This window comes from Mycolicibacterium vulneris (genome assembly GCF_002104765.1).
Lineage (GTDB): Bacteria > Actinomycetota > Actinomycetes > Mycobacteriales > Mycobacteriaceae > Mycobacterium > Mycobacterium vulneris.
Genome location: NZ_NCXM01000060.1, coordinates 1 through 9632 on the forward strand (window position 1 = coordinate 1; position 9632 = coordinate 9632).

General features: G+C 68.0%; 9 protein-coding genes. 7 read left to right on the forward strand and 2 right to left on the reverse strand.

Going from position 1 to position 9632, the window contains the following annotated elements; all coding sequences use genetic code 11:
* The 6 genes from B8W69_RS29120 to B8W69_RS29140 form a co-directional block, all read left to right on the forward strand.
* The coding region (locus B8W69_RS29120; RefSeq protein WP_245843422.1) for a hypothetical protein at nt 1–535 on the forward strand (535 nt) is incomplete at its 5' end.
* Between the two features lie 48 nt (nt 536–583).
* Nucleotides 584–919, forward strand: coding sequence for a hypothetical protein (locus tag B8W69_RS29125; protein WP_085293105.1), 336 nt, complete (start codon nt 584–586; stop codon nt 917–919).
* A gap of 416 nt (nt 920–1335) precedes the next feature.
* Nucleotides 1336–1791: a hypothetical protein gene (locus B8W69_RS29130; RefSeq protein ID WP_085293106.1), complete on the forward strand. Its 456-nt coding sequence runs from the start codon at nt 1336–1338 to the stop codon at nt 1789–1791.
* 30 nt (nt 1792–1821) lie between these two features.
* Nucleotides 1822–1995: a hypothetical protein gene (locus B8W69_RS30840; protein WP_165762725.1), complete on the forward strand. Its 174-nt coding sequence runs from the start codon at nt 1822–1824 to the stop codon at nt 1993–1995.
* Between the two features lie 412 nt (nt 1996–2407).
* Nucleotides 2408–3358, forward strand: a complete 951-nt coding sequence (locus tag B8W69_RS29135; protein WP_085293107.1) for a DUF4192 family protein — start codon at nt 2408–2410, stop codon at nt 3356–3358.
* A gap of 468 nt (nt 3359–3826) precedes the next feature.
* Nucleotides 3827–4873: a DUF932 domain-containing protein gene (locus B8W69_RS29140; RefSeq protein ID WP_085293108.1), complete on the forward strand. Its 1047-nt coding sequence runs from the start codon at nt 3827–3829 to the stop codon at nt 4871–4873.
* 364 nt (nt 4874–5237) lie between these two features.
* On the opposite strand, the gene B8W69_RS29145 is transcribed toward B8W69_RS29140, so the two are convergent.
* A complete protein-coding gene (locus B8W69_RS29145) occupies nt 5238–5705 on the reverse strand; it encodes a hypothetical protein (protein ID WP_245843423.1) in 468 nt (155 codons plus the stop codon).
* Nucleotides 5706–5849: 144 nt separating this feature from the next.
* Nucleotides 5850–6338, reverse strand: coding sequence for a hypothetical protein (locus B8W69_RS29150; RefSeq protein ID WP_085293110.1), 489 nt, complete (start codon nt 6336–6338; stop codon nt 5850–5852).
* Between the two features lie 276 nt (nt 6339–6614).
* On the opposite strand from B8W69_RS29150, the gene mobF reads away from it, so the two are divergent.
* The coding region (gene mobF, locus B8W69_RS29155; RefSeq protein WP_165762726.1) for a MobF family relaxase at nt 6615–9632 on the forward strand (3018 nt) is incomplete at its 3' end.

The following is a 9632-nucleotide window of genomic DNA, read 5'->3' on the forward strand; positions in this document are numbered from 1 at the left end:
CACCCTCACCCGATTGACCGCTCCCCCAGCGCTGACCGGCGCACCACTCACCGCACGAAACGGAGAACACCTCATGGACCACGAATTCGAGCTCGCCTTCAACCTCGTCGACGAGGCCGCAGGACGCATCCAGCACCAGCAGTACGGCATCACCCGGATCCTGTTCCACAACCACGGCGACATCGGGCTCACCACCGTGCACGACTACACCAGCGAGGCCGGCCACCGCCTAGTCCTGATCGCTACCGACACCCACGGGCAGATGGCCGCCATCGAAGGGACCGCACCCGACCTCAACACCGAACCGCATACGCGCATTCTCAAAGTCCGCGCCGGCGACCTCACCTTCCACGCCATTCCCGGCTGCGACTGGTCCTACCGCGCCACTCACGCCGGCCACGCCTACACCCTGACTGCCGGGATCGGCGAACAGCCGATGTGGACCGTCACCCTCGACGCCAATCCGCCCTTGGCGCACCAGGACCTCGAAGCCGCCCTCGCCGACATCGCCGCCGCCCACCTAGTGGCGGCCTAACCCCTCACCCTTCGCGGCACCCCCATTTTCCAGAAAGGACTCACCCGCATGACCGAGATCGACTACGCCCTCGCGTGGGACTTCATCGACCCCGCCGACGGCAAACCCCGCCAGCTGCGGTTCCGGCGAAACTTCGCCCCCCGCAACGATCCACGCATCTTCGACGGAACCGGACAGCTCGTCGCCGTCGTCGCAGACGCACACCGAGCCGACAACGGAGACGAAATCGCCATCACCCGCCCCGGCGTGTTGTTCGACGAGGTCGAAACCGCCCTCGATGGATGGCAAGACTGGGCCACCCTCTACGTCGACGACTATGACATCGACCGCACCATAAACCTCGGAGCCATCCGCGACCGCCTCCGCGCGGCAGGCCTGACCTAACCGCGACACCCACTCCGGGCCCGGCCAGCACCTGCACGACCGCGGGGCTGGCCGGGCCCCCCTTTTTTGTTCCGGCCCACACCGTGCCGGCGCGCCCCGCGCGACCGGACTGGCCACCTGGCGGCGCCCACCAAACCCGTAGCCCCTCACCTTCTTTAGCCGTCAGCAGGGTGCACACCGTAAGCGGGCGGGGACCCCGACCGCTCAACCCACGCCCACACCGAACTACGCAGGCCGAGTGACCTTTTCGGCCCAATGCCAGCCCGCCAAGGCGCTACGCGCCGGCGAGCGCGGGCCGAAAACCCTGCTCCGTTCGGCGCGGACTCTTCGGGGTTGACCGCCCACCCTCACCCGCTTGCCCGCACCCCAGCGCCAACCGGCGCACTCCATCACCATCGGAAACGGAGAACAACATCATGAGCGCATACGTCGTCGAAGCCGAACACATCAACGTCCTGCTGTGGGCCGGCCGCTACGGATTTCGCCGGCCCTGCGGCAACCTCACCTGGGTCTACGACAACCCAACCCGTGTCAACCAGCTCACCGACGACAACCTCGACCAGGTTGGGCAGATGCTCGTCGACGCCAACACCGCCTCAGTCAACTACTGCTACTTCAACAACCCGATCCACGAGCCCTACGAGTACCGCTTCACCCGGCCCCTGCACACCTGGTCGGTCGTCGAAGTACTCAAGGCGTTGCAGTGCTACGAATATCAGTCCGGCGAACCCAAGGACTGGCAGCACACCGAGGCCTACATGTTCTGCCGCGAGCTGCAGAACATGTTGGTCCAGGCACTCCCCGGCTACGACCCCGCCCCGTGGGGCATTACCCGCATCAGCCTGCCGGCCGCTCACCGGCGCAGCGCCTAACCGTGTACGCAGCGTGAGAGGAGCCGTCCAATGATCATCGAAGGCACAGTGAACCGCAGGATCGCCAACCGCGAGGTTGCGATCCCGTTCCTCGTCGACACCGTCAGCGGCAATTGGTTCCAGTGGGGACACGACACCATGACACTCGGCGAGAACGTCGAACTCCTCGAGGCACTACGCGACACCGCCTGCGAGATCATCTAAGCACCAGCCGATTCCGGGGCCCGGCCAGCACCTGCACCCGCGGGGTTGGCCGGGTCCCCCTTTTTTCTTCCGGTCCCGGTGGGTACCGGCGCGCCCCGCGCGACCGGACTGGCCGCCTGGCGGCGGCCACCAGATCCGTAGCCCCTCACCTTAAAGCCGTCAGCAGGGGTCGCAGCCTAATCGGGTGGGGGCCCGACCGCTCAACCCACGCCCGCGCCGAACTGCGCAGGCCGAGTGACCTTTTCGGCCCTATGCCAGCTCGCCAGGGCGCTATCGCGCCGGCGAGCGCGGGCCGAAAACCCTGCTCCGTTCGGCGCGGACTCTTCGGGGTTGACCGCCCACCCTCACCCGATTGACCGCTCCCCCAGCGCTGACCGGCGCACCACTCACCGCACGAAACGGAGAACACCTCATGCCCACTACCACCTTGCGCACCGAAGCAGACATCGTTGCCGCCGCGGCCGCCCTCTTGGGCTTCGCCCCCACCAACAGCGTCGTGGCCTACATGCTGCACCGCGACCCCAACGGCGGTGACCTGGCCGTGCGCACCGCGATCCGCTTCGACGTCACGATCTCGGTCGAACAGGCCGCACGCTTCCCGGTCACCGTCAACCTGCGACCCGAAACCAACCACGCTGCGATCCTGCTGGCGGTCTGCGACGAGCCACGTCAATGGCACGCCCTGACTATCCTCGACGCACTGCGGGAGGCGCTGCGCGACGCCGGTATCCCCGTGCTCCGTCGCATCATGACCCCCGACGTCAGCACCCAAGGTCACTGGTATGACCCCGACAGCGGCGCCACCGGTCCCACCTACCCCTACACCGACTCACTGCTGACCGCTCACCGCGTCCTCGGCGGTGAGGCCGTCAGCACCGGCCGCAGTGAGCTCGAAGCCGAATTCTCCTACCTACCTCCCGCCCCGCCGCTGGCGCTCGGCGATCACGGCGAACTCGTTATCCAGGTGGCGCAAGAGGTCGCCGACGCCCTAGAAGGCCACCCCATCAACCGCACCCTGCCCACCCGCGCCGGCATCGCCATCACCGCCGACGTCGCCGTGCGCGACGCCATGATCGCCGCTGCCTCCAAACACACCGACACCGCCGCCTACCTGTGGACCCACATCGCCCGGCGGTTGCGCGGCCAGCCCCGCGCCGAAGCACTCACCATCGCCGCCGCCTGCTACTGCTTCCTGGCCGACACGGTTCGCGCAGGCATCGCTGCGCAAGCCGCCGTCGACGAGGCCCACACAAGCCAGAGCACGCCGCCGCGGCTGGCTCTCATGCTGCTGGCCGCGCTGCGCTCCGGCATCCGCCCCGAGCAGATCCGGCGCGCCATCGTCGACGCCACCAACAGCGACTAACCGTCATCCTTGGCCGGGCCCGGCAAGCACCTGCACCACTGCGGGGTTGGCCGGGCCCCCTTTTTTCTTCGGGCCCACAAGGTGCCGGCGCGCCCCGCGCGACCGGACTGGCCGCCTGGCGGCGCCCACGGAATCCGTAGCCCCTCACCTTCTTCTAGCCGTCAGCGGGTGAGCAAGTTTGACCGACAGGGACCCCGTCGCTGTCAACCCACGCCCGGCGGGCTCGCCCGTTCTCCTGCTCCCGCCGCCCTGCCGGCCGGCTCCCGCTCCGCCCGGGCGGCACCGGCGGCATTTGTCGGCCCTACGCGAGCTCGCCCAGGCGCTGCGCGCCGGGCTCGCCGGGCCGAAAATCCGCCTCCTGCTGATTCGCCGGCCTCTTCGGGGTTGACACCGCCACCCCGCCGGTCCCCGTACACCCAGCGCTGAACGGCGCGAACCAACACCGTTTCTCAGAAAGGAACAATTCTCATGGCACACGAACTCGACACCACCGATGGCCGGGTCTCCTTCGCCAACTCCCGCTCCGATGCCTGGCACCGGCTCGGCCAATCGGTAGGCCACGCCATGACCTCGCGTGAAGCCCTGAAGGCCGCGCACCTGGCCGGCTGGAACGTCCGCAAGATGCCGCTGCAAGTACCCCAAGAACCCGTCATCCACGACACCGGCGTCACCAACCCAGCCCCGCTGGCGGTGCCGGACTTTTACGCCACGGTGCGCACAAACCCGGTCAACGGGCGCCTGGATGTTCTCGGGGTCGTCGGCAGCAAGTACGAGCCCGTCCAAAACGAGGCCTCCTGCGACCTGCTCGACGCCCTGGTGGACCAAAGCGGCGGCGCGCACTTCGAAACCGCCGGCGCCCTGCGAGGCGGGCGTGAAACGTTCGTCACCATGAAGCTACCCAGCAGCATGGTGTTCGACGGCAAAGACGGCAGCAAGGACCGCACCGACTTCTACCTCGCGGCGTTGAACTCTCACGACGGCAGCTCGGCCTTCAGATTCATCGTGTCCCCGGTACGCATCGTGTGCGCCAACACACAAGCCGCGGCGATCGCGCGGGCCAAGGCCAGCTTCTCCATCCGCCACACCGGCGGTGCGCGGGCCTCGATCGCCGAAGCCCGCAACGCCCTCAAGATCAGCTGGCGCTACATCGAGGCGTTCGAAGCCGAGGCCGCCGCCCTCTACGCTGCTCCCATGGATACCGAGGAAATGCGCAGCTTCACTCACTCCTTGCTCGAGGTCGACTCCGCCGGCAACGTCGCCACCAAGCGACACCGCCGCGAACGCGCCAGCGCGATCGTCAAGCTGTGGACGTCCTCGCCCACCATCGCACCTATCGCGGGGACCCGGTGGGCGGCCTACAACGCGGTCACCGAATACCTTGACCACGTGGTGCCAGTCCGCGGCGCCAAAACCGCCAGTGACGCCAGCGCGGCCCGCGCACTGCGGACCGTCACCGCGGCCGCGGGCAGCGGATCTCTCAAGACGCAGGCGTTCCGCCTCCTGCAGACCCTGTAACCGGCGATCGGTCAATCGGGGCCCGGCCAGCACCTGCACCCGCGGGGTTGGCCGGGCCCCCCTTTTTCTTCCGGTGTTCCGCTGCTGCCGGTTGCGTCCGCCACCGCGTGCCAGCCTGTCGCCGGCGTGGCGCTGCGCGCTCGCCCGGCTCCCTGCGCTCGACGACAAGTAGCCGCGCGTGACCTTGCCGCCCCGGCGGCGCCGGTCGCGCGCACCGCCACCGGCCCGCCGACCCGTGATCGCTGCAATCCATCAGCTCTCTCGCGCAGACGCATTGCACGCGCTTACTTTCCGTCACGAGCGTCCTCGGATGACAGGCGCCGCCACCGGGTCGCCGTGCGCCACGGTGTTGCCGCCGCGCGGTTTACCACAGGGTCGGGTCCGTAGACCCCAATAACGCTGCTTCGACGGCTTCGGCGTCCCATCCGTGGCGCACCGCTTCGCGTAGTGCCACGGCCCGGGCGCGGCGCGCTTTGACTCCGTGATCGCCGCGGCGCACGACCACCCGGCCGCCGCCGCGGCGAGCCCGGGCCATCATCTGCATATTGTCGCGCTGAGAGCCGCCGATGATATGCAGCAGACCCTTCTGGCCAGGCAGACTCGTTCGTACGCAGACCGGGTTATCGCATCCGTGCAGCGCCCGCACCCACGGCTCTAACGGCTTACCGTCCAGAGCCGCGGCAAGCGCATAACGGTTGGCCCGCACCATGATCCGGGAGCCGCCGCGGCGCACCCAAAATCGGCCATAACCGTCCGCGCCGATCGCCGAACACCAGATGGCGCAGTCGTCCGCGCCCGGGCCGCGAACGACATTGCTTTCGAACCGCAGCATCTCCTCACAGTGCACCCTCGAATCCACCACGAGACGTAGCGGTTGCGAAACCCCCATGGCTCCCACTTGTTTTCGACTTCAGCGGCCCCAAGACCGCCTCTCGCCGTCATCATTTCAGCGCACGCCGACAGTTCCCGGGCCGTGCTAGGTCCGCGCCGACATCGGCTCCGGTATGAGCCCACCGGCATGCTCCGCGTGCGTGCCTATCTCGCCGGCCCCACGGCCCTGCGGCGCCACCGCCGCTGGCGCCGCCTCGGCTTCGCCGGGCGAGCCCGCCGGCGCGGACGCCGCCTCCGACGACTCGGCTTCCCGAATCAACTCCCGCACCGTTTTCTCGCTGATGCCGGCCATGCGCGCGATCTCACGCAGTGTCTCGCCCCGGTCGCGCATTGACCGCAGCGCCGCGCCGCACTGGCGCCGCTGGCCCACGCGCCGCTGCGCGGCCTGCTCGGCCAACGCCTGCTGCCGCTCGGCCAGCCACACATCGACCGCCTCGGCCCGATCGCGCGCGTCGAAGAACGCCGCGAGATCCTCCACATTGGCTTTCGTGCGCCGGATCACTTCTTCCTGCGCCGCGGCCGCGGCTTCACGCGCCGCCCGCCGGGCTTGCTTACTGACCACCTTGTTTCCCATGCACCACACGCTAAAGCCCCCAAAACCCTTACGCCGCACCCGAACACAAAAATCTCGCCGCCACCCCCACTCCCCATGCCCGGACCCGACCACTCACCACACCAGCCCACGGTCACTTAGGAGACCCTAACTACAACCACTCACCGAACATCACACCTCTTGCACTCAGGTCACAACTCGGTAACGGCCGCCGGAAGGGGACGCGATTTCGTTGGTCGCGGCCGTCGCGTAACGCCGGAGCTGATGTGAAAGTTGATATGTGGTGATGTCGCGGTGATGGGCTTGCATAAGCTGACCGCCGGCGACGGCTACATGTATCTGATACGGCAAGTCGCCGCATCAGATGCCACCGAGCGCGGGCGCCCCAGCCTCAGCGACTACTACAGCACCAAAGGTGAATCCCCAGGCGTGTGGATGGGCCAAGGTCTCACCGCCCTCGGCCAACCCATCGCACGTAACCCCGCGGACCCCAGCGTCGCCGAGCTGTGGGAGGTCGTGGAGGGATCGCAGGTCAATGAAGACCAAATGAAAGCCCTCTTCGGGGAAGGCTTGCATCCCAACGCCGATCGAATCACCAAGCACTTGACCGGATTTGGCCTCGGCCAAACAGGCGCACTCGCGGCGGCACGCCTGGGTCGCCCGTTTGCCATCAATAACACCGAAAACCAGTTCGTCACCCGGTTGCGCCAGGCCTACCGCGACTACAACATCACCGTCGGCAACAGTGAACACGACAGCATCGCCGCCGACGTGCGGGCCCGCATCCGCACCGCACTAGGGCGCGACATGTTCACCGAAAAACACGCTCGCCCGCCCGCCGATGACCGGGAACTGTCGGGATTCATCGCGCGCAATTCACGGGCAGCCACCACCGCCGTGGCCGGCTACGACCTCACCTTCACCCCGGTCAAATCCGTCTCAGCATTATGGGCGATCGCGCCGACCCCGATCGCGCGCGCGATCGAGGAATGCCACCGCCAGGCCGTGGCCGAAACACTCGAATTCCTCGAAGAACACGCCGCATTTTCGCGCTTGGGCGCCCACGGTGTTGCTCAGGTCAACACCACCGGATTGATCGCCGCCGCCTTCGATCACCGCGACAGCCGCGCCGGTGATCCCAACCTGCACACCCACCTGGTGATCAGCAACAAAGTGCAAGCCTTCGGCGCCGATGGCATCCCGCGCTGGCTAGCCTTAGACGGCACCCCCCTACATCACGCCACGGTCGCGGCCTCCGAGCTGTACAACACCCGCATCGAGGCCCTGCTCGTGGCCAACCTCGGCGTGCGCTTCGCCGAAACCACCGCCAAACCCGGCAAACGGCCGGTGCGTGAACTCGTGGGCATGCTCACTGAGCTGATCGAAAAATACTCCTCACGCAGCTCGGCTATCGACCACCGCGTGGGCCAGCTGGCCAAGCACTTCCACACCACCCACGGCCGTGAACCCACCGTGGTCGAGATGCTTGCATTGTCCCAACAAGCCACCTTGGAAACACGCCAAGCCAAGCACGAACCACGCTCGCTGGGCGAGCAGCGCCACCTGTGGCGTGTCCAAGCCGTCGAGGTCCTCGGTAGCCAGCGCGCGCTGACGGCCATGATCGCCGACGTCACCAATCAGGGCCTGTCCCACCAGGTCGAGATCACCGAGGACTGGGTCGACGAGCAGGCCGCCGCCGTTATCGCCACCGTCGCCGAAAACCGGGCCACCTGGACGGTCAACCATGTTCGAGCTCAAGCCCAACGCGCCCTGCGTTACGCCAACCACCCCGGCGGACCCGAGTTGGTCAACCGCATCGTCGCCAGTGCGCTTGGCGCGCACAGCATCACCTTGAGCAGCCACGCTGACACCGAAAAACAGGAACCAGTGCCGCTGCGGCGGCGCGACGGTTCCAGCGTCTACACCCGCCATGACACCACCGTCTACACCAGTGCGGCCATCATGGCCGCCGAACGGCGCATCCTGGCCGCAGCCACCCTGCGCAACGGGCGCACCGTCGATGACACCAGCATCGGTTTAGCGCTGGCCGAAACACATGCCAACCACGGCCTAGAACTCAACCACGGGCAAGCCGCCATGGTGCGCGACATGGCCGCCTCCGGTGCCCGCCTGCAACTCGCGCTCGCCCCCGCGGGCACCGGCAAAACCACCGCCATGACCGCCCTGGCGGCCGCCTGGCGCAACAGCGGCGGCACCGTCATCGGGCTGGCGCCCACCGCCGGCGCCGCCGAAGTCCTAGCCCAAGACCTCGCCTCCCCCACCGACACCATCGCCAAACTCATCCAGCTCGCCGACACCGGCCACCACCCCCCCGCCGACGCCGACGACCCCGCCCGACAATGGTTCGACCGCATCGGTTCAGACACCCTGCTCATCGTCGACGAAGCCGGCATGGCCTCCACCGCAGACCTCGACACCCTCATCGCCCACGCCCTGGCGCGCGGGGCCAGCGTGCGCCTCATCGGCGACGACCAACAACTCGCCTCGGTCTCAGCCGGAGGTGTCCTACGCGACCTCGCCGAGCGCCACGACACCGTCACCTTGAGCACCGTCGTGCGCTTCACCCACCCCGAAACCGGCAAAGCCGAAGCCGCCGCCAGCCTGGCCATCCGTTCTGGAGATCCCGCCGGAATTGGCTTCTACATCGACCACCACCGCGTCCACGTCGGCGCCGATGCCACCGCCGCCGACCTGGCCTACACCGCGTGGGCCGCCGACCGCGCCGCCGGCCGCGACTCCATCCTGTTAGCCCCCACCAACGACCTGGTCGCCACGCTCAACGAACGCGCCCGCCTCGACCGGCTCACCCACGCCACCACCACCGCGGCCAACTCCTCAGGCGATGACCAATCGGCGGCTACCGTCACGCTGGCCGACGGACTGACCGCCTCTGCCGGCGACTGGGTCGCCACCCGCAAAAACGCCCGCTGGCTACGCACCACCACGCACGGCGCCTGGGTCAAAAACGGTCACCGCTGGATCATCCGCACCGTGCACGACGACGGCTCGATCACCGTCGTGCCGCTGCGCGGCCCGGCCACCCCGGTACGCCTGCCCGCCCGCTACGTCACCACCTACACCACCCTGGGCTACGCCAGCACCATCAACGCCGCCCAAGGCATGACCGCCGGCGGCCGCGACACCGAAGGCACCTGCCACATCGTCGGCTCCGACCGCCTCTCGCGCCAACAGCTCTACGTCGCGCTCACCCGCGGGCGCACCGAAAACCACCTCTACGTCTCCACCGCCGAAGCCGACCCGCACCGCATCCTGACCCCCAAAGCCACCCACCCC